Genomic DNA, 26,857 nt, shown 5'->3' with positions numbered 1-26,857 from the left:
TTATAACAACGAAAATCATTTTTTTGAAATTGAGGAGCGAAAATGCAAAAACCACAAATACCGATTTTTATGGAAATAACGGACGCAGAATGGGATGAGATGGTTCGTCTTTTGTGTCTGCGAGAGAAAAAATTCAAAAAAAATACGATTATTTTTCATCAGGGTGACATTACAGAGGAGATGGGAATTGTCATAAAAGGAAATGTAAATATAGAAAGTGTGGATGTCTCCGGCAATGTAAGTCTGCTAGGAAATGCGGAAGCCGGGGATGTATTTGCGGAGACGTATGCACTCTGTGGCGAGGCAATGGCGGTAGATGCAGTGGCTACGAGCGAGACGGTTATTTTGTTTCTTCCTATGAAACAGCTTATGCATGAAAAAAATGCCGGATATTTGTGGTACGGGAAAATGCAGGCGAACATAATCCGTATGCTCAGCAAGAAAAATCTGGTGTTGTCAAATCGTATTTTCTGTACAACGCCGAAAAAAATCCGGGATCGTGTGTACACCTATCTTTCCATGCAGAGGGTGAGAAGCGGATGCCGGAAATTCAAGATTCCGTTTAACAGGCAGCAGATGGCGGATTACCTGAATTTAGACCGGAGTGCACTGTCAAAGGAGTTAGGACTTATGCAGGAAGAAGGAATCCTTTCTTTCTATAAAAATGAATTTGAACTTTTGGAGGCGGAGGAATACGATGTTAAAAGATAAAGATATCAGGGAACCGCTATTTGACTTTTTGGAGGAACAGTACGGGAAAACTCGGATTATAGAGGAAAAAACGATGGGAAAATCCAGAGCGGATGTTGTGATGGTTTTGGAAGAAGAACTGGTAGGAATTGAAATCAAAAGCGATGCAGATACCTACGCAAGACTTTCACGTCAGGTCAAAGATTACGACCGTTTTTTTGACCGAAATTATGTCGTTGCCGGTTCGAAACATGCTCATCACGTGGGGGAACATGTACCGGAGTGGTGGGGCATTATTACGGTAGAAGAAGTTGATGGAGTGTGCGATTTTTATGTACTCCGTAAAGCCGAAAAAAATCCCAAGCAGAAAATGCTTCACAAAATAAAATTGTTGTGGCGTCCGGAACTGGCACATATTCAAGAAGTGAATCATTTGCCGGCATACAAGCAGAAAAGCAAAGATTTTGTCCGCAAAAAAATCATGGAAAAAGTACCGGAAGATCTGCTGCATAAACAAATTAGTGATGAATTGTTTGAGCGGGATTACACGACGATTCAACAGCAGATTGATGAATTTAAAAAGAGGTGACAAACGATGAAAATGACGACACTTTGTTATATTGAAAAAGATGGGAAATATCTGATGCTTCATCGGACAAAAAAGGAAAAAGATATTAATAAGGACAAATGGATTGGTGTTGGAGGGCATGCCGAGGAAGGCGAAGGCCCGGAGGAATGTCTGTTAAGGGAGGTAAAGGAGGAGACAGGTCTTTTACTTACTTCTTACCGATTTCGCGGAATTGTAACTTTTGTCAGTGACCAGTGTGAGCCGGAACTGATGTGCCTTTTTAGTGCAGACAAATTTGAGGGAGAAGTAATAGAGTGTGATGAGGGGGATTTGTTCTGGGTTGAAAAAGAAAAAGTACCCTCACTTCCAACATGGGAGGGGGATGCCATTTTCCTAAAATTGTTTCTGGAAGATGAACCGCGGTTTTTTAGTCTTCGTCTTGTTTATGAAGGAGAAAAATTAGTGGAAAAGAACTTAAGATTGTATGAATCATAACAAAAAGTGGCTGCTTGATACAGCCACTTTTTACAAGCGTATGTCAATGTTTGCACCAACATTTGGGTTTACTGACATTTCCATCATTTTCGCCAATGCATCTCCCTGCATTTCCTGTGAGTCTAAAGTTTTTGAAAGCATCGAGACACCGACTGACTGCATGAGATTGTTTGTAGCATTTGCCATGGAATAACTGGCAATATCCATGCCTAAATCCATATCCATAACGATACCTCCTATCGAATAATTCTAATTAAATAATAGCAGAGATAGGAGAAAATAACAAGAAAAATTTATGAAAAAAGGATATTTTTGCAAGTTCACTCGTTTATATAGTGAAGACCAAGAGAAAGGAGGTTTTATGGTGAGGGATTGGACAAAAGATTATTTTCATGAAAAATATGAGTGCTACTGTGATATGGTATATCGAATCTGTATGCTTTATTTGAAAAATGAAAGCGATGCCAGAGATGGGTTACAAGATATTTTTCTGAAAATGTGGGAAAAACAACCGGTCTTTGAAAATGCTTCCCATGAAAAGGCATGGCTTATAAGTACGACCAAACATTATTGTCTGGATGTATTAAAAAGCAGTTGGCATAAAAAACGAGTGGCACTGGATATTAACCGGGAAATCATGTCGGATGAGAGAGAACAGGAGTATCCGGTGTTAGATGAGATTTTGAAACTGCCACAAAAATACCGGGAGGTTCTTTATTTATATTATTATGAAGAATATTCAGTAAAGGAAATCGGGATTATGCTCAAAAGGAAAGAGAGTACCATCCAGTCCCGGCTGGCGGCAGGAAGAAACAAATTAAAAACAAGATTGGCAGACAGAAAGGGTGTATGGTAATGAATAAACAGATAGGAAAAAATATGTTTGACGGTATGGAATTGCCGGAGCAGACGAAACAGGAAGTGTGGGGAAATTTAGAAAGTATAATTTCAAATACTACAGTAGAAAAAAGGGTACACAAAAACCGTGTTTGGGTCAGACGGCTTGGAAAAACAGCGGCTGCATTCCTTATAATGGGAGTTCTTTTCGGAACTATTAATGGCGTAAGTCATGGCGGACTTGTTGAGGCAATTTCCGGTTTGTGGCAGACAGACGAGAGCAGTCAGAAAATTGTAACAGAAATGACCGATTATCATGTGAGGCTGGATTCCGTATATGCGCCAGAAATACTTGAATGTACGGAGAAAAGACTTATTTTTGCCGGAAGTTTTGGTCTTGTTATTTATGACCGGCAAAGTGAGCGTGTGTCGGCTACGATTGATTTGCAGAAAATTGAAAGTAATCACTTCAATGCCGATACATTGCAGACTAGGTTTCTGATTCAGGGAGACGAACTGGTGATTTATAATCTGCAAAATAAAAAAGTATATGGAAAGAGCTATCACTATAATCTTTCAACGAATGGTAAAAAAGAAACGTCGTCTCTTTTGCCGGACACTACGCAAAAAGCGGATGCTTTTTTAGAGAAAGAATGGCAGAAACAGAATAAGGATAAGTATGCCGATACATTAAATTTTTATGCGGAGGGAACCTCTTTGTATAAAGATAAAGAGGGACTTCTGAGCGAAAAAGCATTAATTTCAAAAGAAGGTAATACGATTTCATCTGCTGTGTGGTTAGTGCTTGAAAAAGACAAGACTAAGGGTGATTACCAGATGTATTTGTATCAGAAAAAAGGAAAACAAGGTGTGGCAAAAAAAGAAAAACTACGCATCCAAGCATCTACGGAGAAAGAGAAGACGACGGTCCTTAAAAGGTATGAAGAACTTGGCGGTTCGGAGATAAAAAAGGCAATTGTTGAAACCTTTTATGACAATCCATCTTTGTATGAGGGATATGTTTATCAGGGCAGTCAAAATTATCAAAAAGTAGAATTTGGAAACTGTGATGTGGTAATTCCAATTGTCAAAATCACAGGAACAAATAGACAAAAAGATACGGTAAAAGTAATTGGACAATTCTACTGGTATGGCTTCAGCTTGTCCGGAAAAACTTTATATGAGGCGCAGTCCGGTGGTGGGGTGGCAGTCATGTTTTTGAAAAAAGACGGTGGCAGATATCAGGTGAAAAAGGTAGTACATCCAAGAGATGGTGGATTATTACAGAAAGACTTGGTGAAATTATATGGAAGTGATGGAAAAGCTGTTTCAGATGTTCTCGAAGATTCGCTTGCGGATGAAGTAGTTAAAACATTGAGAACTTATGTAAAACAGAATCAGCTGGATATTAAGTATTACAAGGCATTTGGGTGGGACCCGGAGAAAATTGATGAATAGGATGAAATCAACGAAAGTCTACGCTTCGTAGGTAGTGTTATTTTTGTTGAGCGGGTGGAGGATGGATTGCTTGCCCTCGATTTGGTGAAAGGAATTGATGACAGGGAAAAATCGTATGATGACACAGAAAACGGAGGGCGTTGGAGCAGGCTGCAAAAATGTTGTTTGGGTGAAAATTGACAAATATGGCTGCGAATCATATAATTCTATATGTTATTTAGGAAAAAGTAGTAGAGAGGAATATTATGTTAGAGCCAAAAGAAGTTAATTTATCGCCCATGCCAAAGACATGGATTTTAGATTTGGACGGCACAATCGTTGTCCATGACGGGCCGTATATCTTAGGACACGATAAGTTTTTGCCGGGAGCAAAAGAATTTTTAGATGGAATTTCGGAAGATGATATGATTATATTTCTGACTGCCAGAGGTGAGTGGGAAAAAGAGCATACCCTGCGGTTTTTAAAAGAAAATCATGTGCGCTATGACCATATTATTTTTGGCGCAGGACAGGGAGAGCGTGTGCTAATCAATGATAATAAACCGGACGGACTTGTCACAGCGGTCGCAGTCAACACAACAAGAGATAAATTCTGCCAGACCAAATTTCAGACGGATTATAATCTGGGAACAAGGTTTGATTGATTTTTTTAGTTTCCGTAATTCAGGAGAAAATTTTGTGTCTCGTGGACGGCTCTCGCCTTGATAAATACGCGGAAGTATTGATATGCAGATTTGTATATCGGATACTTTCGCGTATTTATATCCACTCGCCACAAAGTTTTCGCCTGAATTACTGGAATGTTAAAATACTGAAAAATACCAATTTACTAATTATACTCTAGCCATAGAGAGGAGGTTCATTTTACCATAATGGAAAAATTATGCAGCGACAAAGAGCGTTCAGAGTTATATGTGTATACTTTCAGAAACAATTATGCACAAATGAAACAGGTACAGATAATACCAAGCTTTTTATATTGGAAGACCTGGTATTATCTTTTTTAAGGGAAATTGCAGGCTATAGGTGTCTTGATTAGTGTTGACACCATATAAAACGCCATATATAATGAATACGCTGAAAGTTTAAATTAGCGTAACAGATTGTAGAATGGGAGGAGAGGAATAGTGAAAACGCTAAGCGATTACATGAAAATGAATTATCGAATGGAAATTGTTGAGGATGCAGAGGAAGGTGGCTTCGCGGTTTCGTTTCCAGAACTTCCGGGATGCTTTACTTGTGGAGATACAAAAGAAAAAGCAATTGCTAATGCTATAGATGCAAAGAGAGCATGGTTTGAAGCTGCACTAGAGGCAGGAATGGAGATAAACATTCCGAGTGTGCCAAATAAAGATATTTAATCTTTTTAAGATTCCAGTAATTTAGCCAATCCAATTTGCGTTGAGTGAGTACAAACGCGTGGGTATGAGATATGCGTTTTTTGCATATCCATACCACTACGCAGTTTGTTAAGCGGGAGCGCTCACGAAATGCAAAATGGATTGGCTAAATTACGGAAATAAAAAAATTAAAAAACATTACTTGACACAACCACAATTGTACGCTTGCCAAGAAAGGAGTTCCCCATGGAACAAACATTTATGAAAGAAAAGAAAATATTACCGTTAGTATTGTCGATGTCACTGCCAATGATGTTGTCCATGCTTGTAAATTCTTTATATAACATTGTTGACAGTTATTTTGTGGCACAGATTAGTGAGCAGGCGATGACGGCATTATCTTTAGTATATCCACTCCAATTACTGGAAACGGCAATAGCGGTTGGCTTCGGGATAGGAATGAATGCGGCTGCCGCATATTATCTGGGAGCGAAGGAGCAACAGAGGGCGGATGATATTGTGACATCAGGGCTTATCCTCAGCCTTTTGCATGGCGTGATTTTGATGGCTGCGGCACTTCTTTTTGCACCGGCATTTGTTTCGCTGTTTACAGAAAATGAAAAGATTCTTGCGGATGGTGTGAAATATTCAAATCTTGTATTTATTTTTGCAGTTCCAAATGTCATTGCGATAACGTTTGAGAAAATTTTTCAGGCAGAGGGACGGATGAAAGTTTCGATGCTTAGTATGCTGTGTGGGTGTGTTGCTAATATCATACTTGATCCGCTGTTGATTTTTGGTATTGGAATATTCCCAAAAATGGGGATTGAGGGAGCTGCAATTGCAACCGGTATTGGACAAGTAATACCACTTATTGTGTACTTGTTTATTTTTATCAAGCACCCGGTATCACTGCATTTTCACTGGCATAAAAAAGTCTTCCAAAAACGGTTGATGGGGCAGATGTATGGAGTAGGAATTCCGGCGACATTAAACCTTGCCCTTCCTTCCTTTATGATTACGGCACTTAATGGAATTCTTGCTGTGTATTCCGCATCGTATGTGCTGGTGCTTGGCATTTACTATAAACTGCAGACATTTATTTATCTCTCGGCAAATGGCATTGTACAGGGAATTCGCCCAATTATCAGTTATAATTATGGCGCGGGAGAGAGAGGGCGTGTTAAAAGAATTTTTATTACAGCACTGATTATGATTGCCTCTATTATGTTTGTGGGGATGTTGATATGTCTTGGATTTGCAGAAAATCTGATAGGATTGTTTACAGAAAATTCGCTAACGATTTTGGAGGGTGCACAGGCGGTACGCATTATCTGTATGGGCTTTGTGATATCGGCAGTTTCGGTTACGATAAGTGGTATGTTAGAGGCATTGGGGAGAGGTGTGGAATCTTTGATTCTTTCGCTGCTTCGTTATGTTGTCGTAATTATACCGGCGGCATTTGTGCTTGGAAAACTATTTGGCGGTGCAGCAGTCTGGCACTGCTTTTGGATTGCGGAGACGATTGCATCGCTTACAGCGGTTTTCTTAATTTACAGGCGAAGCCCTTTTACTCAAACATGTAGGTAAAATAAGCTTCCTTAAATGCGAGGGAGCGATTGCGTGAAATCGGCAGTGTAACACCATCTGTCATAGTCACACTGTTTTTAGTAAACTGATTTACGAAATTTAAGTTAATAATGTAACTGCGGTGGCAGCGGAAAAATCCCTGTTCCAAAGTAAAAACTTCTTCGCACCGGGAAAATAGTTCGCGGATTTCGATACTTGTACCGTTATGAGGAAAAACGAGAACGGATTTGTTTTGAGCTTCTAAATAGTTTGTATCTTCCAGTGCAATTTTGCAAAATCCGTCCGAAGTGCGGGCAACAAAGATTTCTTTCTGATTCTTTATCAGCGCTATAAAATCATCCATAATAGACCAAAGCTGATTGGGAGAAATCGGCTTTAGCAGATATTGAAGTGCCTTGACCTCATAAGAGTCAAACGCAAATTCTTTGGATGAGGTCAGAAAAATAATGGGAACGTTTTGATTCTGCCTGCGTAATTCTTTTGCCGTATCAATACCGTTTAGAAGCGGCATAAGGACGTCAAGAAAAATCAGGTCAAAGCATTCACTTTTTTGCGCAAGAATCAAAGCATCTCCATTTTCATAGCAGTGGACAGAAAGTGAAATCGACTGGTGAATTGCCCATTGCTGTAAAAGAGATTTTGTTACTTCGCTTACTGCCACCTCATCATCACAAATTGCTATCTTCATATGCACCTCGAAAGAATGATTTTTAATACAAAACAATGTTCCTCAACAGAAAAATGACATTGTCCATTTAACTGTTGTACATAGTATACAATACTTTTGGTTCCAATACCATGACCTTTTTTATCCGAAATGGGAATCCCGTCAATAAATTTTGGCATTGTTTCAATAGGATTTTTTATTTCCAACAGCAAAAGATTTTCCTTTTGCATGATATGTAAGGAGACCCATTTTTCGCCTGATGTATGTTCCAGAGCATGCAGTGCATTTTCCAGTGCATTTGATAAAATCGTACAGAGAGAGAGGTCCGGACACGGCAGGTCCTTTTGCACATAAATTTCTGGCAGGAAATTGATGTTTCGCTCAAGAAAACGTGTTTTATAAATGGAAATTACCGAGTTTAAAGTCTCATTTTTGCAGTATCTTGTGACAATTGTGTCATCATAAGCGGTGCCGATTTCCTGAATATAGGAAATGGCTTTTTCCGGATGATTCTGGTTTAGCATGGAGAGAATAAGATTTAGGTGGTGGCGCATATCGTGCCGCAAAATGGCAAGCGTCTGTTCACTGTTACGGACCTGCTCAATTTCTTTTTGCAGCGATATTAGCTGCATTTCCATTCGGTCGCTGTACTGGCGGATTTCCGATTTTTTCTCGGATTCCTTAAAGTATACAAGCAGAAAAATGAGATAGCCGATACTAAAAGCAAATCCCATAAATTCAACAACGACTTTATTTCCGGAGTACAAAAGATTGGAAAATTTCGTTGAGGCATAATCAAAAATATAATAAATAAATGGAAGAAAGCCGATGATAACAAGTTCCTTATTTTCTTTTGAAAAAATAGTTTGTGTTGTCCGGCGGACAAATTTGAACAAGAAAAAGAATGTGATAAGTGTTATAGCAATTCGTGTGCTATAGTACCAGACCGGATTCTTAGTAAGCGTAAGTGCAAAAAGTCCGATCCAGTTGCTGAACTGACAGCACAGATAGGCGGAAAAAACAGAAATACAACAGGATAAAAGTGAATAACGGTAACACAAAAACAAAAATAAAATGAGTGGAAGGTGTACCAAAACAGGGTAAAGCTGATTGGCAAACTCCGTGCCTGTAAAAAGGTTGATGCCCCAGTAAAAAAAAACATCCACCAATGCAAACAAAAGCAGTTTTCCAAAATTTTTCATGACTGGCTTTACACCAAGAAAAAATGCAGAAATGAAAATTCCGAAAAGCTGTGTTGTTAAATTGTGTATGCCGGTAAGTAGTTGTAAAATCATCTGTGGTATTCCTTTCGCTGCCGATTATCTGCCCCTATTATACGACATTAACTTTCACATGGCAATCCCGATTTACTATTCACGCTGTATAATTACCATTCACGCAAATCGCCGGATAGCGAAAAATTATATGATAAAATAGAGAGCGAGAAAGGAGTGAGTGCGATGGGGAAAAACAGAAAATATATCGCAAAAATTTTTCACAGTCTGTTTGGCGTGGTATTTGTTTTCGCAGGCGTACTTTTATTTGGTACTTCGACAAAAGCAGCCGGAGATGTCACGCGTTATCGAACCGCATATCTGCAAAACTGCTGTCCGGGCATTCAGGTCGTTGCCCATGCGTATTTAGTAGGAAACGATAATGTGGCAAATTACTGGAAAACCATTGCCGTTGATAAGGTGCCTGTAAACACGAAAATTCAGGGGAAGACGATTGACCCGCAATATTTTCCGCAGGATAATATTGAGAATCTGAAACAGTTGTATTCATCCGTTCAGGGGTATCAGAATTTCACGTGGATTTCCGGTGCATATCTGGAAAATGAAGGCAGCAAGCTTCAAGTTGTCGCCTATGATAAAAATTACATTATTTACTGGAGCAATGGCTACCGCAGTTTCACGGAAAGTCCGGTTATGTGTAAACAGTATCTGCTTATGGCATCACATCCGCCGGGCTTTTACAGGCTGCCAAGGAGTGTGGTATGGCTGGATTGTGGACGAACAGAAAATGTAGTTCCGACAGGGGAGACGATTAAGAAAGAGGGAACCGGAAGAGTCACTTCGTCATTTATTGGAATCAGTCCGATTCCGGGAACAGCAGATTCCGGTGACGTTTACAAAGTAAAGGTAAATACCGAGTTAAATGTTGTTTCTACGGTGAAACTTCCATCCCGCACATCGGACACAACGGATACATATTACAAAATTTCTTTTAACGGAAAGAATGACGTAAATTATATGACGAGAAATCGTCCGGGATATTACTATGTAAAGAGTAAGTATATCAATCTTTACCGGGCAGACATGAAAACGCCGAGTAATCTGGTGGACTATCAAGTGAATTATCCGGTTACTTATGCGAATCAGAAAAGGGATATTAATGTGCAGGCAGCAGCTAATTCATCCAGTGAAGTTTTGGGATATCTGCAAAATGAGGCACAGGTTCAGGTGTATGAAAAAGAGAGCAACGCCAGCTGGGCAGCCATTTATTTTAACAGTCAGAAAGCTTATGTGCCTGCAAAATACTTGAAAAAAGTGGTAAAACCGGTAGTTCAGAAGCCGAAAAATGTGCCAAAGAATTTCCGTATTAAAACCATCAAAAACAATCAGTACGTTTTGAAGTGGGATAAACCGTCCGGCTGTAAGGATTATCAGATTATATACTGTAAAAATTCCTTTGGCAGTCTGACTTCAAAGAAAAATGTTCTTTATAAAAATAATCATTATAAGAAGAACACGATAACGGTGAAAAAGTCATATTTGAAAAAACGTACCTGCATTTACATTGCACTGGCGGCAAATTATGAAAATGGAACTTCAAAAAAAATCTGGCTGGATGTGTATGTGCCGGGAAAACCAAGAGCCTTAAAGAAAAAGCATTTGCAAATTTCTTCGAAAAAAATTAAAATAAAGCAGTACCCGGATTATGTAATGAAAATCCAGTACTCAACCAAGAAATCATTTAAAAAGGCGAAGACGGTCTCAAATAAGGGAAGGCTGGTACGTGCGATTAAGAAATTGAAACGAAATACAACGTACTATATCCGCTATTGCTCGAATACGGTAGTTGATACGGATGCCGGACAGAAAAGTGTGTATGGACAATGGTCTAAGACTTTAAAAGTGAGAACAAAAGGGTAATGAAACAGAGGAGATTTAATACATTATGAAGACAAGAGAAGAAGCACTAACCTATGGGTTATCCTTCCCAGACACATATCAGGACGCACCATTTCGAGATGCCAACTGGCAGCTTGTAAGAGTGAAAAAAAGTAAAAAAGTTTTTTTGTGGACTTATGAAAGGGAAGGACTTCTCTGTCTGAATGTAAAGGTAACGCCGGAGAGCAGAGATTTCTGGCGTGGTATTTATGGTTCCGTAGTACCGGGATGGCATCAGAACAAGGAACACTGGAATACGATTGTTTTGGATGGAACCATCCCGGATGCGGATGTTCGAAAAATGATTTATGAGAGTTATGAACTTGTCACGGATGATCCGACAAAACGGATTTATGAGGCAGTAAAAAAAATTCCGAAAGGGCATGTGGCAACCTACGGACAGATTGCTGCCATGGCAGGAAATGAAAAAATGGCGCGTGCGGTTGGAAATGCGCTTCATAAAAATCCGGACCCGGACAACATCCCATGTTTCCGTGTGGTGAACAGTAGGGGAGAACTTTCGGGGGCTTTCGCTTTTGGCGGTGCCAATGTGCAGGCAGAACGGCTGATGGCAGACGGTATTGAAGTGGTAGATGGAAAAGTAGATTTGACCCGTTATGGAATCAAGTAAAATTCCGATATATAAAACAGAGTCATGGATGATAATATGAGATAAAAGGATTTATCGATGACAAAGTGAGGAATTTACATGAAAACAACTGGGAAAAGTTTCCAAATGACGAGCGGGAGCGTACAGGGCGTACAGGAGAGAGAACAGGATATATGGAAAAAAGTGTGCGAACAATTGACGGACATAACTTCTGGTATGTCAGAGGAAGAAAAACAAGACTATGAGAAAAAGATTCGGGCAAAATTGCAACGAGGTGCGAACTTATCTGTAGAGGAGTTAAATTATCTGAGAATTCACAATCCCGAATTATATCGAAGTGCAATGCGTGTAAAAACAGCAAAACAACAACTGAAAGAGCAGTTAAGACACTGTAAATCGAAGCAGGAAGCAAATACTCTCATTGTCCGGGCAATTTCCAGAATCAGTGACAAAGACCCTGACAAAACATATCTGACAGCGGGATTGCGGAAAGTCGCAGAAGAATTCAAGAAAAGCTTCCGGTACGCCAGACTGCCGGAAACCAACGACCAGAAAAAAGATAAAAAAGCACATGGTAAGAAAAAACAGGATAAGAATTCATCCGATATGTTTGGCTCCTTATTACAAATGCTGACACCGGAGCCTTTGTTGAGCGAAAGCCTTCAAAACTTCATTGGGGTAAACTAATTTTGTGTCAAATTTTAATACTAGTTTGTTAGAAATTTCAGTAATATAAAAGAAAAACCTTGTGACTCGTGGGCGCTTTCGCTCGTTAAGTGCGTAGCGGTATGGGCACTGAAAATACCAGTGCCACATACCGACGCACTTAAAACCCACGAGTCACAAGGTTTTTCTTTTATATTACTGGAACTACGAAGAAATTAGCATCAAACACTTGACACAAAATTAACTCCCTTTCACCTTGCCTCGTCCCCAGTTTTAGTGGTATAATCTGCTTATAAAAATAATTGATAAAAAATATCAAAAGGGGGCTTTTATAATGGAAAAACAGATATTTACAAACGAGGTTATTTTATCTTGGCTTCAATATTATGCAAAGAATACAACAATTGATTTGGAACATGTGAAAATTATTGATATTACAAAGAAAAACAAGAATGTAATTCCTACAGTTGAATCCCACAAAACGACAATGGTATTTACCAATGCAGGAATTGACGATATTTTTTACCGCTTGTGGAATGCCGGGCTTGGTGAGTGTGAGGTTTGGTACAATGACGGTTCAGAACCAGACGGACCGATTTTGAACAGTCAGGTAAAGGATATGATTAACCGTGGAATCAATGCTTCTGCCGGAATGCTGATTGTCAATCCAAATGCGAGAAACACGGCAAAAATCGGCATTGGCAATGAATTTTTCAAAAAGGGCTCTATTCAGTATGTGGGAAGTGAGATTCGTGCTGTTATTTTAAATAAAATGATGGTGGATACGCAGGACGATGTCTGTGTTATCGGAGGAGAGAGTATTGCCATTGAGACCGCTCTTTTGGCTCCGGAAGGAACGGTTATTGCTGTTGAATATAGTGCTACAGACCGTGATACAATGGAGGAAAATGTAGACCATTTTGGGTTGCAGAATGTAAAAATTATTGACCACGTGGATGAAGAAACGATGCGTGACTGTCCGGTTCCTTCGACGGTATTCATGGTAGCCAGCGCAAGTATGAATCAGGAACTTGAGTATTTTGTTAAGAAGAATCCAAATGTTCATGTTGTCATTTATACGTTGGATTTTCAGGTGGCAGCAGGAGCTGGTGAGATGCTTTCGAAATTGGGAATTCAGGATGTGGAGACAATTCAGATTGCGGTTTCCAGATTGTCTGCAAATCATTCCTTTAAGCAGCAGCCGGCTCCTTGGATAATTACGGGTAGAGGAGAATAAGTTCTATGATATTACAAGAAGGAAAAAAGGAAAACAGCTACATTATTGAGGGGCTTTTTCTTCCGCTTCAAACGGAGAAAAGATTGGAAGCACTTGGCATGACGAAGGGAACTCCGGTGGAAGTTTTAAACCGGAAGCGAAGTGGAACGATGATTGTGCGTGTGCGGGGAACGCGTTTTGCATTAGGCAGGGGGATAACCGGGAAAATTGAAGTCGCGGAGGATAAAAAACAATGAGTGAAAATTTGGTGGTTGGTTTTATTGGCAATCCCAATTGTGGAAAAACAACGTTGTTTAACGCTTTTACCGGTGCCAATTTAAAGGTGGCAAACTGGCCTGGTGTAACGGTTGAGAAAGTAGAGGGTGCGCTAAAATACCATAATAATACATATCGGCTTGTGGACTTGCCGGGAACATACAGTCTTACCTCTTATACGATGGAGGAACAAGTGAGCAGACAGTATATTCTAAGTGATGAGGTTGACGTTATTGTGGATGTGGCAGATGCATCTTCACTGGAACGAAATTTGTATTTGACGCTGCAGCTGTTGGAACTTGGAAAGCCGGTGGTATTAGCACTAAATATGATGGATATTGTGGAAAAGCGTGGAATGGAAATTGATTTGCATCGTCTGCCGGAGATGCTTGGAATTCCGGTTATTCCTGTGTCTGCCAGAAAACGTACCGGGCTTGAAATTTTGATGCATGCTGTGTCGCATCACAAGGATGCGGTTATGCCGGATAAACTCGTTCATCATCATACAATGCCATCACATCACAAACATGACCATCATGTCGATCATGCCATGGTATATAGTGATGAAATTGAGGATAAGATTGATAGTATTTCGGATGTCTTGCAGAAACAGTACCCGGAAATGCTTCATGTACGATGGTGTGCAATTAAACTCTTAGAAGGAGATAAAGAAATTTCTGAAAAATATCCGGTTGATTTGCCACAAGTGCTTGACCGCAGTTATGAATCAGAAATTATTAACCAGAAATATGAATTCATTGAAGAAATTGTTCAGGAAGTGTTGGTAAACAAAGAGGAGAAGGCGCAGTCAACGGATAAAGCTGACCGTATTTTGACTCATCCGATTTTCGGAATTCCGATTTTTTTAGGGATTATGGCACTCGTATTTCTGCTGACCTTTACGGTGGGAGATTTTATATCCGGGTACTTTGAATTGGCAGTAGAATGGTTAAGTGGATTTATTTCAAACGCATTGGCAGCATGGCAGGTTAATCCGGCGGTTACATCGCTTTTGGTAGATGGAATTATAGCTGGTGTAGGTGGTATATTGACATTTTTGCCTAATATTTTTATTTTGTTTTTGGCACTTGCTTTTTTGGAAGATAGTGGATACATGGCAAGAGTGGCTTATGTTATGGACGGCATTATGGGGCGGATTGGGTTATCCGGCCGTGCCTTTATTCCGATGATTCTCGGATTTGGGTGTTCGGTGCCGGCAGTCATGGCGTCAAGGGCATTAGAAGATAACAAGGATCGTATGAAAACAATGTTAGTTACGCCTTTTATGTCATGCAGTGCAAGGCTTCCGATTTATATTTTGTTTTCGCAGATGTTTTTTGGGAAACATGCAATGATAGCAGCTTACTCAATGTATGTCATTGGGTTAGTTGTTGCTGTTTTTGTTGCTTTTATTCTTCATATTGTAGATAAAAAAGAAGCAAATGGAATGCTTATTATTGAATTGCCGGAGTATAAAGCACCAAGTGCCCGTACGATTTGGATTTATGTTTGGGAGAAAGTAAAAGATTATTTGACGAAGGCCGGAACCGTAATTTTCCTTGCTTCTATTGCTATGTGGCTTCTTTTAAATTTTGGAATACATGGTTACACAAATGAGATGTCGGAAAGTTTTGGAGCAGCAATCGGACATTTTATCGTGCCTGTGTTAAAACCGATTGGTCTTGGTTACTGGCAGATAGCCGTGGCCTTGATTGCCGGAATATCGGCAAAGGAAGTTGTTGTATCAAGTTGTGCTGTTTTGTTTGGAATAGCAAATGTAAATTCGGCAGCCGGTATGGGAGCGCTGCATCAGGCACTTGGTGCAGCCGGATTTGGTATGGTAAATGCCTATTGTCTTATGATTTTTTGCCTGCTGTATATTCCTTGTTTTGCTACGCTGGCAACGATTCGTAAGGAAAGCGGAAGTATTAAATTTATGTTTTTAGCAGCTGGATTTCAGCTGGTTATGGCATGGCTTGCATCATTTGTGGTATTTCTTTAGATAAAGTTTCCTTTACACTTGGTAGTAAACGTCGTATAATTTGAGTGTAAAATATAGCGTTTTCCTTATAAGGAAAATTTATATGCTATCAAGGAGGATTTATATGCAGAAGAAGCAGGCAAAAGTTTTTGCAGGATTGTTAAGTATGTCCTTAGCTGTTTCCCTTATGACACCGTTGCAAGGTGTTTCCGGTCAAGCAGCAAGAAGAAAAATTGCACTGTCCAAAAAGAGTGTTACGATGACAGTGGGACAGAAGAAGACAATTCGTATCAAAAACGCAAAAGGAAAGCGTATCAAATGGAGTATTAAGAAAAAAAGCATTGCAAGTTACAAAAAGAGCGGTAAGTATGCTGTAAAACTGACCGCAAAGAAAAAGGGAACAACGACCCTTACCTGCAAGGTGAAAAATGGCAAGTGGAAGAGTTACAGGTGTAAAGTTAAAGTCAAAAAGGCTACACTTGTCCGTACGCCGGTGGCAACAAATGATGTCGTAAAAACAACGGAAAAACCAGGTTCTACTGCGGTAGTTACGATGCCTTCTGTTCCTACACAAACTCCGACGGATGGACAGGATAAACCGCAGGAGCCAGAAAAAACACCAACAGCGACCCCGACAGCAACACCAACGGCAAAGCCAACGGCGACCCCGACGGTAACACCAACGGCAAAGCCAACGGCGACCCCGACGGTAACACCAACGGTAAAACCGACAGCAACACCAACGGCAAAGCCAACAGCAACACCAACGGCAACACCGGCAGGTGAATTTGCAGAAAAAACGTATTTGTCTACCGGTTTTGAAGACGGAACGGACGGATTTACCGGACGTGGAGCAGCAAAAGTAGCAGTGGCTTCCGGCGGACGAAGTGGAAATTGTCTTTCTGTAACCGGACGTACGAGCACATGGAACGGAGCTGAATTGAATGTAACGGATTCGATTGTGAAGGGTGCAACGTATTCGATTTCGGTATGGGTAAAGCAGACAACAGGCTCTGACCAAAAAGTCAAGTTATCAGCGAATCTGACGGTTTCCGGTCAAAGTAGTTATCCGGCAATCAAGGATGAAACAACATTGAAATCCGGTGTTTGGACTAAAATTGAGGGTACTTATGAGGTTCCGGAGTCATTTTCTAAATTAACATTTTATGTCGAGGGACCATCCGGTAATTTTGATTTTCTTGTGGATGATCTTACCATTACACAGACAACGGCGGGAAAAGAACCATTTAATCCGGAAGGACTTACGAGTATCAAGGATACTTACAGTGGAATTTTTGAACGCATGGGTAATGTAGTAAGTTACAATACTTCATGGAATAATGGTTATCAGATGCAGAGTGATGATACGATGAAGTTTGTGAAACATCATTTTAACAGTTATACGTTGGAAAATGAGTTAAAACCGGAGCAGGTTTTATCGAATTGGAGTGGTACGATTTCTGTGAGCGAAGCGAAAAAACTTGGTTATGTGATTCCGGATGGTTACACCGAATCGACTGTTGCTAAACTGAATTTTGACAGTGTAGATAAGATTCTGGAAATTGCAAATAATTATGGCATTCAGATGCGAGGACATGTGATGCAGTGGCATCAGCAGACATCACCGCGTTTCTTTCACGAAGGATATGATGCGAATAATGATATTGTGACCAAAGCAGTGATGGATAAGCGAATTGAGTTTTATATTCGTACCGTGATGAAACATGTGATGGACAAGGAGAAGAGTTTGACCGGAAAAGCAGGTTCTCTTGTTTATTGCTGGGATATCACGAATGAGTACACACACCGCACCAATCAGCCATCCGATACAACATGGGTTGATGTTTATGGTGACATGGGCTTGAAACCAACCTATGTGAAAAAGGCTTACGAAGTAGCTTATGATGAGTTGAAACAGTACGGTCTGCAGAAAGATATTACGTTGTTCTATAATGATTACAATGAATATGATGTTGCGGATGAAATTGTAGAACTCATCAATTACATTAATGAAGGAGAAGAAGCAAAAATTTGCGGTGGAATCGGTATGCAGAGCCATATTACTGTGAATTATCCGTCTCTTGAAAAATATGGAACAGCAGTGGATAAGTTTTTGGCAACCGGACTTCAGGTTCAGGTTACAGAATTGGATATCGGAATCGAAGATGGACAGACAGAAGAGGATCTGGCAAATCATTATTCCGATATTATGAAACTGCTTATTTCCAAACAGGAAAATCGTGATAAATCCGTAAATGCCCGCGGAATCACAGGTGTTACGGTATGGGGACTCTATGATGCGATTTCATGGAGAAAACCTACTTCATGTCTGTTATTTGGAGAAAGTTTAGAAGATCCAAAACCAGCTTTTTATTCTTTCTTAGAGGCTGCGACAAAATAATAGCAATTACGACAGTTTTATAACCGCTTTGACAGTGATTATGGAAAGTGCAGTTTGAATATGATAGAATAAATCCAATTTATGAAATTGCGAAAGGAGATTTATACATATGAAATATTCAATTGAAGGAGCACCGTTGCCGGTAGTTATTTGTGATTTGGAGGCAGGCGAGTCCATGATTACGGAAAAAGGAGCTATGTCTTGGATGACGCCAAACATGAAGATGGAGACATCCGGCGGCGGAATGGGAAAAATGATTGGTCGTATGTTCAGCGGGGAAAATATGTTCCAGAACCGTTATACAGCAGAAGGCGGAGCCGGACAGATTGCTTATGCTTCCAGTTTTCCGGGGTCGATTTTGGCATTTGAAATTGGAAATGGAAATGAGATAATTGCACAGAAGAGCGCATTTCTTGCTTCTACGGATGGAGTGACATTATCGGTTGCGTTCCAGAAAAAATTAGGTGGCGGTCTGTTTGGTGGCGAAGGTTTTATTATGCAGAGACTTTCCGGCAACGGTACGGCTTTTGTAGAAATTGATGGTTATGTAAAGGAATATGAGCTGGCAGCAGGGCAGCAGATGATTATTGATACCGGCTACTTAGCTGCGATGGATGCAACCTGTACGATGGATATTACAACCGTTAAGGGACTGAAAAATAAAGTGCTTGGTGGAGAAGGATTCTTTAACACCGTAGTGACCGGTCCCGGTAAGATTTATCTGCAGTCGATGCCGATTAACCAGATGGCAGGTGTTCTGCAACCATTTTTATCAACAAACAAATAATCTTTTACAAAGGGTGAATCTCTTGCTATAATAGACATGAAAATGTGTTAAAGGAGATGATTCCAATGGTAAAAACCGTGTTAAAAATTGACGGTATGATGTGTGGTATGTGTGAATCGCATATGAATGATTTGATTCGCAACCATTGTAAGGTGAAGAAAGTTTCTTCCTCTGCAAAAAAAGGAGAAACTGTTGTAATCAGCGAGGAATCGTTAGATATTTCTATGCTGGAAAAGGAAATTAAAGAGATTGGTTATGAATTAGTTTCCCATACAAGTGAACCTTATGAGAAAAAAGGATTGTTCCGTCGATAAGAATTACTCGATTTTATCTCCGATTACGGTATGCAGTGTGTGTTCCGTAATCGGAGTTTTTTTATTGGTAAAAGACCGGTAATCCGAAGGAGAAAATCCGGTCTGTCGCTTAAAAAGTTTGGAAAAAATAAAAGTCGTCTGTCCGATATATGAGGGTCTTAAAATCCTAAACAACAAAAATTAAAATCCTGCACCCATTTTCCCATCCAAATCGTGTATTATATAGAAAGTAATTATTTTCTACCATGCATGCAAAAGAAATTGTAGTAAAGGAGTATCAGGCAATGATAAATAAATATGCCGGGATAGAGTATGAGGACGTCGTGCGGCAGTATGCAGATGACATAACCAGACTATGTGTTGTCTGGACGCAGAATGAGGAAGCGGCAAAGGACTGCTTTCAAAATACGTTTCTGAAACTCTACCAGACCGAACAAACCTTTCGAGAGGAAGAACATATAAAAGCGTGGCTATATACAGTTGCGCGAAATGAATGCAGAGATTACCACAGGCAGTTCTGGAATCGAAAAGTGGATATTGGATATGTGCCACAGGAGAACCAAAAGGCTGGCTCTTTGCAAATAGAAGATGAAGAAACAGAGCAGCTTGTTGTGGCTCTGCGAAAATTACCTTTTCGATACCGTGAAGTAATTGTGCTTTATTATTATGAAGAATATGGCACGGGTGAAATTGCAAAAATGCTGCATACAAGTGTGAATACGGTGAAATCAAGACTTCGCAGAGGCAGAGAAAAACTCGCTGCTATCATGAAAAATTAACAGGGATTAAACAGGAGGCATAATGATGGATATTAAAAAAATAGATAAGATTAAAGCCCCGGAAGACTGGGTGGAAGAGGCACTGAATCCGGAAAAGATACAGGGTATTTCCCATAGGAGAAATTCAATGAAAAAACTTCGGACAGCGGCTGCGGCGGTAGTGATTTTCCTTTTGTGCGGAACTTTTGTAACTGTGGCGGCAACGAAATCCAATGTGTTTCAATCGCTTTTGGAAAATATGTTTGGCAAGGAAAATGTCACCGAGGTGGAGTTAAATCCAGAACCAACGAAACAGGTGGCAGACGTTAAGGCGGAAAAAGATGGCACGATACAATTACAGGAAAACATGATGGTGGTCGGAGAGAAAGAAAGTTTTATCAGTGAATATCATTTTGAGGGAGATGAGGAAAAAGTAGACCATGTGTACACAGTAGTTTCCAATGGATTAAAGAAAATGACACCGGTTGCTTTTGAAAGTGTACTTGACGGGGAAAAATGCGGTTTTCAATATGTGGCAAGCGGCAACGAAATTTATGCCTTTAATTACACGGGAGGAATTACCGAGATTTTCTCTTATTATAAAAACGGCATAATTTACGGTGTAAGAGAAGAAAAAAATGCGACAAAAGGTTATTTGGTGGAAATCAATCTGGCAGAGAAAACGGTGAAAAAAATATCCGGCGGTAACATGATATGCAATTTTGTTATGTCACCGGCAGGTAGTAAAATTTTGTGCAATCACAGGGGAGACGGCTACTGGTCAGTCTTTGATATTGCTTCGCAGACGGAGAAAAAAATAAGTCAGAAACTCGTGAATGGATATGCCAGAACAACAGAAATTGAGTTTTTGGATGAAAACCGAATTTTAACCTACGGTGAGTCAATTTTTAAAAACAGTACAGAAGAGGATTCTACATGCGTAGTAAATTTACAGACCATGAGAATTGAGAAGAAATATTCAGGTGTCGGCCTTGTTAATATGAAATGGTCTTACCGTTACCACCACAAAAAGAAATCACTGGAATTTTATGAAATTACCGGAAATCAGTCATTTACCATTCCGGATGTTAAGGATAGTGGCGATGTAATTGATGTAAGTGGTGATTATGTATTATTTGGAAATCTGGAGGAGAAAAAACAGGCGGTTTATCTCATTCAACTCACAAATCATACGTGGAAGAAGATGAATATTCCGGGGAAATTGAGAAATGATATGGAAATTCATCTGGTGAAAACGCAGAAGAAAATTCTGATTACAAATAAAAAGAGAGCGTATTTGGTGGATGTGAGTTCGCTGTAAAAAAATTATGCAAGCCATATAAAATAAAAACACATTGCAAAGGGAAGCGATGTGTTTTTATTTTGGAAGTGTTTCTTTGCTTCTTATGTAGGGCTTTTTCTCATCGGTAAGTTCCGCCAGGTAATCCATGCTTGTATTGTAATAGACAGCAAGTCGCTTTAGTACTTCAATCGGCATGCTCCGGCTGTCTGTCTCATAATGTGAGTACGTACGCTGGCTAATGTGTAGGTAGTCTGCAATGTCTGTTTGTTTTAAATCGTTGTCTTCTCGCAGATCACGAATACGCTGCATTTTCATGTAAAAAACCTCCTAGGATTAAGGGTGATTTTAAACGGATGAAATCCGAGCAAAATTCAATAATATTATAAATTGAACGTAGTGTATATGATAATGCTAGAACAAAATGGACTATTGAACCATAGAACAATATGTGCTATGATGTAGACATGAATTAACAAAAATTGGAGGGGATTGTTATGAAAAAAAGAATCTTAGCCATATTAATGGCAGCAATCATGTGCTGTTTGCAACTGGCTGAATTTGTTCCGGCAGAAAAAGTAAAAGCAGCATATTCTGTTAGTGAAGAGGACATATATTATAGATGTCCGGAATATCTCGATAACAAGGCCTATGATAACTATATGGCTAGATGCGAGGAGCGCATTGAAAAAGGGATGTCAACGATCAATGATGCAGAAGGTTTAGGTGCCTCCATTTTATATTCGTTACAAAATGGTGCGGACATCATCATATCGGAATTGGCAAGCAAGGCGGGAATTGGACAGAGCACCAAAGACAAATTGAATAAGGAAGTGGTTTATCAATTAATTCAGGCGTATCTGTCCAGTGATACTTCTGCTACAAATACAGTTTCGCAAATTGGAAATGCATATAGTATCATTTCCGATGCTTATAATGTGGCAAATGCAACGGATTTGTACAATTATAAAGTGTCATTGAAAAACTCATCCCTAAACCTGTCAGATAATCAAGTTGACAAACTTGTGGATATGTATACAGATGCAGATACATTTTCAAAAATATTGGGTTATGCCGGCAATGCACAGAAAGCATTGAAAATAATTACGGCATATATTGAAATGCAGGACTTGGATTTGGCAGTATTGAACAAATTGGATGATGCTTTTAGTTCCATGGATTCAGAGTTTGCCAGTGCAATCCGGTCAATTATGTCAGATCGGACATCAGATTTTCTGACATTTGCGAAGAAAAATTATCTACAGGATGAAGTCATAAAGAAAATGGTAAGTGCCGTGGCAAAATATGGTTCATCACCGGTTGTGTTTGTGAAAAATGTTTGTGCAAATATATTAGGAAAAATATATAAATCTTTTTGTCCAACAGCAGATCAGATCATACAAGCTGGAATGTGTCAGGCATATACATATTTGGCAAGAAATAAAGTTAATAAGCTGCGTAAAGAATTTAAAAACGGGAAAGCATCAGCAGAAAAAATAGAGCAATATAAAGTTGTATATGGTTTTTATATTACAACAATGAAAACAACTATGGACAAAGTGGCAGGTTGTGTAAATGGCTCGGATAAGTCAGTAAAACAGGCATTAAAAAGCTGGGCAGGTTCGCTTTCTGGTTTTTCTTATGCTACTTATATGGATCGTTGCTGTTCGGAAGCATCAGCAGATGTATCTGCGGGTCTGTTGAAGATTTCCGGCAATACAGTTACACGCAAGACACCAAGTGGGGCAACAATTGATGGAAATTATGACAGCACAGAGAGCATCAAGGCGCGGTTAGCAGCAATAAAACAGAAATATCCGCCAAATCAAGGAGCAACATGGAAAGGAGATTGGGGTGGAGCAACCCAGTGTTTTGGGTTTGCACGTATGGTATTCTTTTTCCTTTATGGAAAAGAAATGCCGGCTAGATATTATTCTAATGCTCGTTATCAATATAGAGACGAAAATGGTGTAAATAAGGTAGGACAACTGACAGGAAACTTTACAGCGGCACAAGTGCAGCAATTATTTGCACAGGCTAAAATTGGTGATGTAATTCAGGCCAGTACAACAGCTTCTTCTGGTCAGCATACCATGATTTTTACCGGACTGACTTCAAAAGGAATCACAGTATATGATTGTAATGCCGCAGTGAATGGTTGTGCTCCGGGAGGATGTGGTATCAATGAATGGGAACGTTCTTATTCGGAATTAGCAAAAGGAACATACGGATATGGTTCTTCCAATGGAGGAATTACAATTTATCGTGCTGATAATTATGCGTCAATTTACGGAGATGGCGATGATGTCTTTTATGATGATAGTGCAAATTTTATCATAAAAGATGGTGTTTTAGTAAAATACACGGGATGGCAGCCATTTGTAGAAATCCCGGATACGGTAACAGCGATTGGTGATGAGGCGTTTTTGAATAATAAAACAATGATGCATGTGCTGATTCCTGATAGTGTAACTAGCATTGGAGAAAGTGCGTTTGAAGGCTGTACGAGTTTACTGTCTGTGAGTATACCGGATAGTGTGGAATTCATTGGAAACAGTGCGTTTAAAGACTGTACCAGTCTGGGGTATGCATATTTGCCGAATAATGTGAAATATACCGTGATAGGATACAGAATTTTTTGTTATTGTGAAAATTTAAAAGAGATAGAAATACCAGAATATGTAACCAGAATTGAGAGTGAATCTTTTTATGATTGTGTAGAATTGGGAGAGATAAAATTTAATCCATATGTTACAGTAATAGGCGATTTGGCGTTTTATAATTGTAATATTGAAGAACTATGTTTGCCAAAAAAATGTGATGGTTTAGGAAGTAATGCCTTTGGACAGTGTGAACAACTTAAAAGCGTTTTTATAAATAAAAAACTTACAAATACTTCGGGCGGACTGTGGAGTTCTGAAGGTCCATTTTGTGGATGTTCTTCATTAAATGATGTTGTATTTGAAAGTGGTATAACAGGAATACCAGTCTCTATTTTTGCAGGTTGTACGGGAATTCAGGATATCGAAATACCTGACACGATAACTGTCATTTCAGATTATGCATTTCAAGATTGTGTTAATTTGAAAAAGATAGAATTTCCAAGTGCATTAAAAAGAATAGGACAGCGTGCTTTTGAAGATTGTGACTCAATTGAAAGGGTTGATTTTAATAAAGTAGAGCATGTTGGTGGGTATGCATTTTCGAATTGTGATAGTATATCGTATGTTTTTATACCTAGAAGTATAGAAAGTACAGGGTATTCCTTTTGGGATATGAAAGATGGTGGCGTGTTTGCAGGATGTAATCAACTGAAGGAAATAGAGTTTGATCAAAAGGTGACAGCAATTCCTGACAATTTTTTTAGAAGTGCTCAAATTACAAAAATAGAATTTCCAAGTGCATTAAAAAAGATAGGACAATCCGCTTTTGAAAATGCAAGTTTATTAAAAGATATTGTTTGGAATGATGGAATAGAAGAAATTGAGTCTAATGCATTTAAAGGATGCATGTCAATTGAAACAATGAATATTCCAGATAGTGTAAATTCGATGGGAACATATGTTTTTTCGGGAGATAATAAAATAAAAAATGTTTATCTGCCAAAAGGGCGTATTAATATTACCGAAGGTGTATTTTATAATTGCAACTCTTTAGAGTCTATTACTTTTCCAGATACTGTAGAGGCAATAAGAGAATATGCGTTTGGAAATTGTAGCGCTTTGAAAGAAGTAAAGTTATCACCTAAATTGAATTATATTTATTCATACGCTTTTTCGGGCTGTGCTTCCTTAGAAAAATTACATTTACCAGATAGTACAAAGCAGGTACAAAGAAATGCATTTGAAAATTGTGAGGCATTAACGGATATTATATTGGGAGCAGGAATAAAAAATATTCCATCCCAGGCATTTCGAGGCTGTTCCTCCCTAGAATCCATTATTCTCCCATATCAAGTGGAAACCATTGGAGACGATGCATTTAAAAATTGTACAAAATTAAGAAAGATTACGATACCAAAAGCAACAACTTCGATATCTGACAGTGCATTTTCCTATCCGGATAAAATGACAATTTATGGCGTGGCAGGAAGTTACGCAGAGCAGTATGCAAAAGAAAATGATATTGCTTTTGTTGCACAGCAGATTGCAACGGAGAAAATTACGCTGTCTGAGACAGGAATGACATTAGGACGAAATGAGAAATATCAATTAACCGCTGGATTAAATCCAATGGATTCTACGGATGAAGTTATTTGGTCGTCTTCGGATGAGAAGATTGCAAAAGTGGACAAAACAGGAAATGTTGAGGCAATATCGGCGGGCGAGGCAGTGATCACGGCAAAGTCAGGCGAAAAAACAGTGACATGTAAGGTAACAGTCAACATCCCAATAACAAGCATTTATTTAAACAAAACATCAATAGAATTAAATTCTATTGGTGACAGTTACCAGTTAAATGCAAGTTATTATCCTTCTGATGCAGATGGAGCAATAACATGGAAATCAGATGATGAAGGTATTGCTTCCGTAGATCAAACAGGAAAAGTGACAGCCGTAGGAAAAGGAACAACGACAATTACTGTTTCATGTGGGAAGGTAAAGGATACATGTACGATTGTGTCAAAAGGAGAGAGTGATGGTTCACAGATAATCCCATCTCCTAGTCCTCAGCCAAGTGTGAAACCGAATCCAGACAATCAACCGGCGAATACGCCGAAGCCATCTATGACGCCGCAAGTGCCGACAAAAGGGAATATTCCGCAATCGTCACAAACGGTCAATGATGGGAAGAATAGCGGTCAAATGGCTTCTTTGACAAAGATTAAAGGTGTCGTTGCAAAGAATCAAAAGAAGTGCAAAGTAAAAGTTACCTGGAAAAAGGTGCCAAACAGTTTGGGGTATCAGATTCAGTATGCAACAAATAAAAAGTTTAAAAAGGCCAAGAAAAAAACGGTTAAATCAACCTTTGTTACATTAAAGAAGCTGAAAAAGAAAAAGACATATTTTATTCGGATTCGAGCTTATAAAATTGCAGATGGAAAGAAAGTGTATGGAAAGTGGAGTTCAGTTAAAAAAGTTAAGGTAAAGAAGAGATAAGGAACAAAGGTGTTGTAGGTTTATCACAACAGTTACAGAAAGTAAATTAAATACGACAAAGGAACAAAACTATCGAAAAACAGGGATGACAGAAGCGGAAATAAAAAAAGCATTAAGTAAAAAAGGACGCTTAAAGTTATTCTTGGGGAAAGTTACTGGCGCTAAAGGTTACCAGCTTCAGTACGCTATGAACAAAAAGTTCTAAAAGAAAAAGAGCGTACAGACCAAGAAAACCAAGTACACCATTAAGAAACTGAAAAAGAAGAAAACGTATTACATTCGGGTTCGTGCCTATAAGATGAATGGCAAGAAAAAGGTGTATGGTAAGTGGAGCACGGTGAAAAAAGTCAAGATAAGGAAGTAATATAAGACGGGTTTTGAAAAAACTTTGAGCGTAGAACGTCCCTCTTATTGGTGGTGTCGTTTTACGCTCTTTTTATATGCCGGAATTTGGCATGTTTGGTACGATTTAAGATTCTTTTTGAGGGGCGTAAGTCGCCCGACGATTGTAAGTAAATATATTGACTTTGTAATGCAACTGTGCTAGTATATATACAAACAAGGGTGGGGCGAAGATGTTCTCCTTGTAGTGATAAAAAAATTGACTAATTAAGGAGGATATTATTTGGGA

Annotated in this window: 23 protein-coding genes and 1 pseudogene; 20 read left to right on the top strand and 4 right to left on the bottom strand. The window is 39.2% G+C overall.

What is annotated here, in order from left to right; genetic code table 11:
• Nucleotides 1-42 precede the first annotated feature (42 nt).
• From DW019_RS06225 to DW019_RS06215, 3 genes are read left to right on the top strand one after another with little or no spacing between them, the layout of a single operon-like run.
• Nucleotides 43-711: a Crp/Fnr family transcriptional regulator gene (locus DW019_RS06225; protein WP_118442842.1), complete on the top strand. Its 669-nt coding sequence runs from the start codon at nucleotides 43-45 to the stop codon at nucleotides 709-711.
• Complete coding sequence (locus DW019_RS06220; RefSeq protein ID WP_022375858.1) at nucleotides 698-1,279, top strand: sce7726 family protein; 582 nt, start codon at nucleotides 698-700, stop codon at nucleotides 1,277-1,279. Before DW019_RS06225 ends, DW019_RS06220 begins: the two co-directional genes overlap by 14 nt.
• A 6-nt stretch (nucleotides 1,280-1,285) precedes the next feature.
• Nucleotides 1,286-1,753, top strand: coding sequence for an 8-oxo-dGTP diphosphatase (locus DW019_RS06215; RefSeq protein ID WP_118442841.1), 468 nt, complete (start codon nucleotides 1,286-1,288; stop codon nucleotides 1,751-1,753).
• Nucleotides 1,754-1,783: 30 nt separating this feature from the next.
• Here DW019_RS06215 and DW019_RS06210 read toward each other — a convergent pair whose 3' ends face one another.
• Nucleotides 1,784-1,978 (bottom strand): YjfB family protein, encoded by a 195-nt coding sequence (locus DW019_RS06210; RefSeq protein ID WP_243024107.1) that lies wholly within the window; start codon nucleotides 1,976-1,978, stop codon nucleotides 1,784-1,786.
• Nucleotides 1,979-2,114: 136 nt separating this feature from the next.
• Here DW019_RS06210 and DW019_RS06205 point away from each other — a divergent pair, with 136 nt between their 5' ends.
• The 5 genes and pseudogenes from DW019_RS06205 to DW019_RS06185 all read left to right on the top strand — a co-directional run bounded on the left by DW019_RS06205 (nucleotide 2,115) and on the right by DW019_RS06185 (nucleotide 6,978).
• Nucleotides 2,115-2,609 (top strand): RNA polymerase sigma factor, encoded by a 495-nt coding sequence (locus DW019_RS06205; protein ID WP_022375855.1) that lies wholly within the window; start codon nucleotides 2,115-2,117, stop codon nucleotides 2,607-2,609.
• Nucleotides 2,609-4,048: a hypothetical protein gene (locus DW019_RS06200; RefSeq protein ID WP_118442840.1), complete on the top strand. Its 1,440-nt coding sequence runs from the start codon at nucleotides 2,609-2,611 to the stop codon at nucleotides 4,046-4,048. Before DW019_RS06205 ends, DW019_RS06200 begins: the two co-directional genes overlap by 1 nt.
• Before the next feature lie 245 nt (nucleotides 4,049-4,293).
• A complete protein-coding gene (locus tag DW019_RS06195) occupies nucleotides 4,294-4,692 on the top strand; it encodes a hypothetical protein (RefSeq protein ID WP_117479673.1) in 399 nt (132 codons plus the stop codon).
• Nucleotides 4,693-5,175: 483 nt separating this feature from the next.
• Nucleotides 5,176-5,385, top strand: a pseudogene (locus DW019_RS06190) (type II toxin-antitoxin system HicB family antitoxin); the annotation flags it as partial.
• A 249-nt stretch (nucleotides 5,386-5,634) separates the two neighbouring features.
• The gene (locus DW019_RS06185; RefSeq protein ID WP_118442838.1) at nucleotides 5,635-6,978 is read left to right on the top strand and encodes an MATE family efflux transporter; all 1,344 of its coding nucleotides are present in this window, start codon (nucleotides 5,635-5,637) and stop codon (nucleotides 6,976-6,978) included.
• On the opposite strand, the gene DW019_RS06180 is transcribed toward DW019_RS06185, so the two are convergent.
• On the bottom strand, nucleotides 6,959-7,666 hold the full coding sequence (locus tag DW019_RS06180; RefSeq protein WP_118442837.1) for a LytTR family DNA-binding domain-containing protein: 708 nt from the start codon (nucleotides 7,664-7,666) through the stop codon (nucleotides 6,959-6,961). The genes DW019_RS06185 and DW019_RS06180 overlap by 20 nt on opposite strands.
• Complete coding sequence (locus DW019_RS06175; protein ID WP_118442836.1) at nucleotides 7,663-8,940, bottom strand: GHKL domain-containing protein; 1,278 nt, start codon at nucleotides 8,938-8,940, stop codon at nucleotides 7,663-7,665. Before DW019_RS06175 ends, DW019_RS06180 begins: the two co-directional genes overlap by 4 nt.
• Nucleotides 8,941-9,105: 165 nt before the next feature.
• Here DW019_RS06175 and DW019_RS06170 point away from each other — a divergent pair, with 165 nt between their 5' ends.
• From DW019_RS06170 to DW019_RS06120, 11 genes are all read left to right on the top strand, one after another.
• Complete coding sequence (locus tag DW019_RS06170) at nucleotides 9,106-10,800, top strand: SH3 domain-containing protein (RefSeq protein ID WP_118442835.1); 1,695 nt, start codon at nucleotides 9,106-9,108, stop codon at nucleotides 10,798-10,800.
• A 25-nt stretch (nucleotides 10,801-10,825) separates the two neighbouring features.
• Nucleotides 10,826-11,449, top strand: coding sequence for a methylated-DNA--[protein]-cysteine S-methyltransferase (locus tag DW019_RS06165; RefSeq protein WP_118442834.1), 624 nt, complete (start codon nucleotides 10,826-10,828; stop codon nucleotides 11,447-11,449).
• A 78-nt stretch (nucleotides 11,450-11,527) separates the two neighbouring features.
• Nucleotides 11,528-12,115 carry a hypothetical protein gene (locus DW019_RS06160; protein ID WP_118442833.1) on the top strand — a complete coding sequence of 196 codons (588 nt, stop codon included), beginning with the start codon at nucleotides 11,528-11,530 and terminating at the stop codon, nucleotides 12,113-12,115.
• A 313-nt stretch (nucleotides 12,116-12,428) separates the two neighbouring features.
• Complete coding sequence (locus DW019_RS06155; protein ID WP_022376265.1) at nucleotides 12,429-13,331, top strand: precorrin-6B methylase 2; 903 nt, start codon at nucleotides 12,429-12,431, stop codon at nucleotides 13,329-13,331.
• A 5-nt stretch (nucleotides 13,332-13,336) separates the two neighbouring features.
• Nucleotides 13,337-13,567, top strand: coding sequence for a FeoA family protein (locus tag DW019_RS06150; protein WP_118442832.1), 231 nt, complete (start codon nucleotides 13,337-13,339; stop codon nucleotides 13,565-13,567).
• The gene (gene feoB / locus DW019_RS06145; RefSeq protein ID WP_118442831.1) at nucleotides 13,564-15,588 is read left to right on the top strand and encodes a ferrous iron transport protein B; all 2,025 of its coding nucleotides are present in this window, start codon (nucleotides 13,564-13,566) and stop codon (nucleotides 15,586-15,588) included. The genes DW019_RS06150 and feoB overlap by 4 nt, the downstream gene beginning before the upstream one ends.
• A gap of 103 nt (nucleotides 15,589-15,691) precedes the next feature.
• Complete coding sequence (locus DW019_RS06140; RefSeq protein ID WP_118442830.1) at nucleotides 15,692-17,968, top strand: endo-1,4-beta-xylanase; 2,277 nt, start codon at nucleotides 15,692-15,694, stop codon at nucleotides 17,966-17,968.
• Nucleotides 17,969-18,077: 109 nt separating this feature from the next.
• On the top strand, nucleotides 18,078-18,755 hold the full coding sequence (locus DW019_RS06135) for a TIGR00266 family protein (RefSeq protein WP_117479695.1): 678 nt from the start codon (nucleotides 18,078-18,080) through the stop codon (nucleotides 18,753-18,755).
• Nucleotides 18,756-18,820: 65 nt separating this feature from the next.
• On the top strand, nucleotides 18,821-19,069 hold the full coding sequence (locus DW019_RS06130) for a heavy metal-associated domain-containing protein (RefSeq protein WP_118442829.1): 249 nt from the start codon (nucleotides 18,821-18,823) through the stop codon (nucleotides 19,067-19,069).
• 284 nt (nucleotides 19,070-19,353) lie between these two features.
• Nucleotides 19,354-19,848: a sigma-70 family RNA polymerase sigma factor gene (locus DW019_RS06125; protein ID WP_117479713.1), complete on the top strand. Its 495-nt coding sequence runs from the start codon at nucleotides 19,354-19,356 to the stop codon at nucleotides 19,846-19,848.
• A 22-nt stretch (nucleotides 19,849-19,870) separates the two neighbouring features.
• On the top strand, nucleotides 19,871-21,148 hold the full coding sequence (locus DW019_RS06120; protein ID WP_147353011.1) for a hypothetical protein: 1,278 nt from the start codon (nucleotides 19,871-19,873) through the stop codon (nucleotides 21,146-21,148).
• A gap of 57 nt (nucleotides 21,149-21,205) precedes the next feature.
• Here DW019_RS06120 and DW019_RS06115 read toward each other — a convergent pair whose 3' ends face one another.
• Complete coding sequence (locus tag DW019_RS06115) at nucleotides 21,206-21,445, bottom strand: helix-turn-helix transcriptional regulator (protein WP_118442827.1); 240 nt, start codon at nucleotides 21,443-21,445, stop codon at nucleotides 21,206-21,208.
• A gap of 179 nt (nucleotides 21,446-21,624) precedes the next feature.
• On the opposite strand from DW019_RS06115, the gene DW019_RS06110 reads away from it, so the two are divergent.
• Nucleotides 21,625-26,226, top strand: coding sequence for a leucine-rich repeat protein (locus DW019_RS06110; protein WP_118442826.1), 4,602 nt, complete (start codon nucleotides 21,625-21,627; stop codon nucleotides 26,224-26,226).
• The last annotated feature ends 631 nt before the right edge of the window (nucleotides 26,227-26,857 follow it).

Source organism: Clostridium sp. AF37-5, from assembly GCF_003477605.1.
Classification (GTDB): Bacteria; Bacillota; Clostridia; order Lachnospirales; family Lachnospiraceae; genus Eubacterium_F.
This window is presented reverse-complemented; position numbering and strand designations above follow the sequence as displayed.

Excerpts from the sequence above, each read along its gene's own strand:
- DW019_RS06225 (WP_118442842.1), top strand. The coding sequence starts at position 43 with ATGCAAAAACCACAAATACCGATTTTTATGGAAATAACGGACGCAGAA.
- DW019_RS06220 (WP_022375858.1), top strand. The coding sequence starts at position 698 with ATGTTAAAAGATAAAGATATCAGGGAACCGCTATTTGACTTTTTGGAG.
- DW019_RS06215 (WP_118442841.1), top strand. The coding sequence starts at position 1,286 with ATGAAAATGACGACACTTTGTTATATTGAAAAAGATGGGAAATATCTG.
- DW019_RS06210 (WP_243024107.1), bottom strand. The coding sequence starts at position 1,978 with ATGGATATGGATTTAGGCATGGATATTGCCAGTTATTCCATGGCAAAT.
- DW019_RS06205 (WP_022375855.1), top strand. The coding sequence starts at position 2,115 with ATGGTGAGGGATTGGACAAAAGATTATTTTCATGAAAAATATGAGTGC.
- DW019_RS06200 (WP_118442840.1), top strand. The coding sequence starts at position 2,609 with ATGAATAAACAGATAGGAAAAAATATGTTTGACGGTATGGAATTGCCG.
- DW019_RS06195 (WP_117479673.1), top strand. The coding sequence starts at position 4,294 with ATGTTAGAGCCAAAAGAAGTTAATTTATCGCCCATGCCAAAGACATGG.
- DW019_RS06185 (WP_118442838.1), top strand. The coding sequence starts at position 5,635 with ATGGAACAAACATTTATGAAAGAAAAGAAAATATTACCGTTAGTATTG.
- DW019_RS06180 (WP_118442837.1), bottom strand. The coding sequence starts at position 7,666 with ATGAAGATAGCAATTTGTGATGATGAGGTGGCAGTAAGCGAAGTAACA.
- DW019_RS06175 (WP_118442836.1), bottom strand. The coding sequence starts at position 8,940 with ATGATTTTACAACTACTTACCGGCATACACAATTTAACAACACAGCTT.
- DW019_RS06170 (WP_118442835.1), top strand. The coding sequence starts at position 9,106 with ATGGGGAAAAACAGAAAATATATCGCAAAAATTTTTCACAGTCTGTTT.
- DW019_RS06165 (WP_118442834.1), top strand. The coding sequence starts at position 10,826 with ATGAAGACAAGAGAAGAAGCACTAACCTATGGGTTATCCTTCCCAGAC.
- DW019_RS06160 (WP_118442833.1), top strand. The coding sequence starts at position 11,528 with ATGAAAACAACTGGGAAAAGTTTCCAAATGACGAGCGGGAGCGTACAG.
- DW019_RS06155 (WP_022376265.1), top strand. The coding sequence starts at position 12,429 with ATGGAAAAACAGATATTTACAAACGAGGTTATTTTATCTTGGCTTCAA.
- DW019_RS06150 (WP_118442832.1), top strand. The coding sequence starts at position 13,337 with ATGATATTACAAGAAGGAAAAAAGGAAAACAGCTACATTATTGAGGGG.
- feoB (WP_118442831.1), top strand. The coding sequence starts at position 13,564 with ATGAGTGAAAATTTGGTGGTTGGTTTTATTGGCAATCCCAATTGTGGA.
- DW019_RS06140 (WP_118442830.1), top strand. The coding sequence starts at position 15,692 with ATGCAGAAGAAGCAGGCAAAAGTTTTTGCAGGATTGTTAAGTATGTCC.
- DW019_RS06135 (WP_117479695.1), top strand. The coding sequence starts at position 18,078 with ATGAAATATTCAATTGAAGGAGCACCGTTGCCGGTAGTTATTTGTGAT.
- DW019_RS06130 (WP_118442829.1), top strand. The coding sequence starts at position 18,821 with ATGGTAAAAACCGTGTTAAAAATTGACGGTATGATGTGTGGTATGTGT.
- DW019_RS06125 (WP_117479713.1), top strand. The coding sequence starts at position 19,354 with ATGATAAATAAATATGCCGGGATAGAGTATGAGGACGTCGTGCGGCAG.
- DW019_RS06120 (WP_147353011.1), top strand. The coding sequence starts at position 19,871 with ATGATGGATATTAAAAAAATAGATAAGATTAAAGCCCCGGAAGACTGG.
- DW019_RS06115 (WP_118442827.1), bottom strand. The coding sequence starts at position 21,445 with ATGAAAATGCAGCGTATTCGTGATCTGCGAGAAGACAACGATTTAAAA.
- DW019_RS06110 (WP_118442826.1), top strand. The coding sequence starts at position 21,625 with ATGAAAAAAAGAATCTTAGCCATATTAATGGCAGCAATCATGTGCTGT.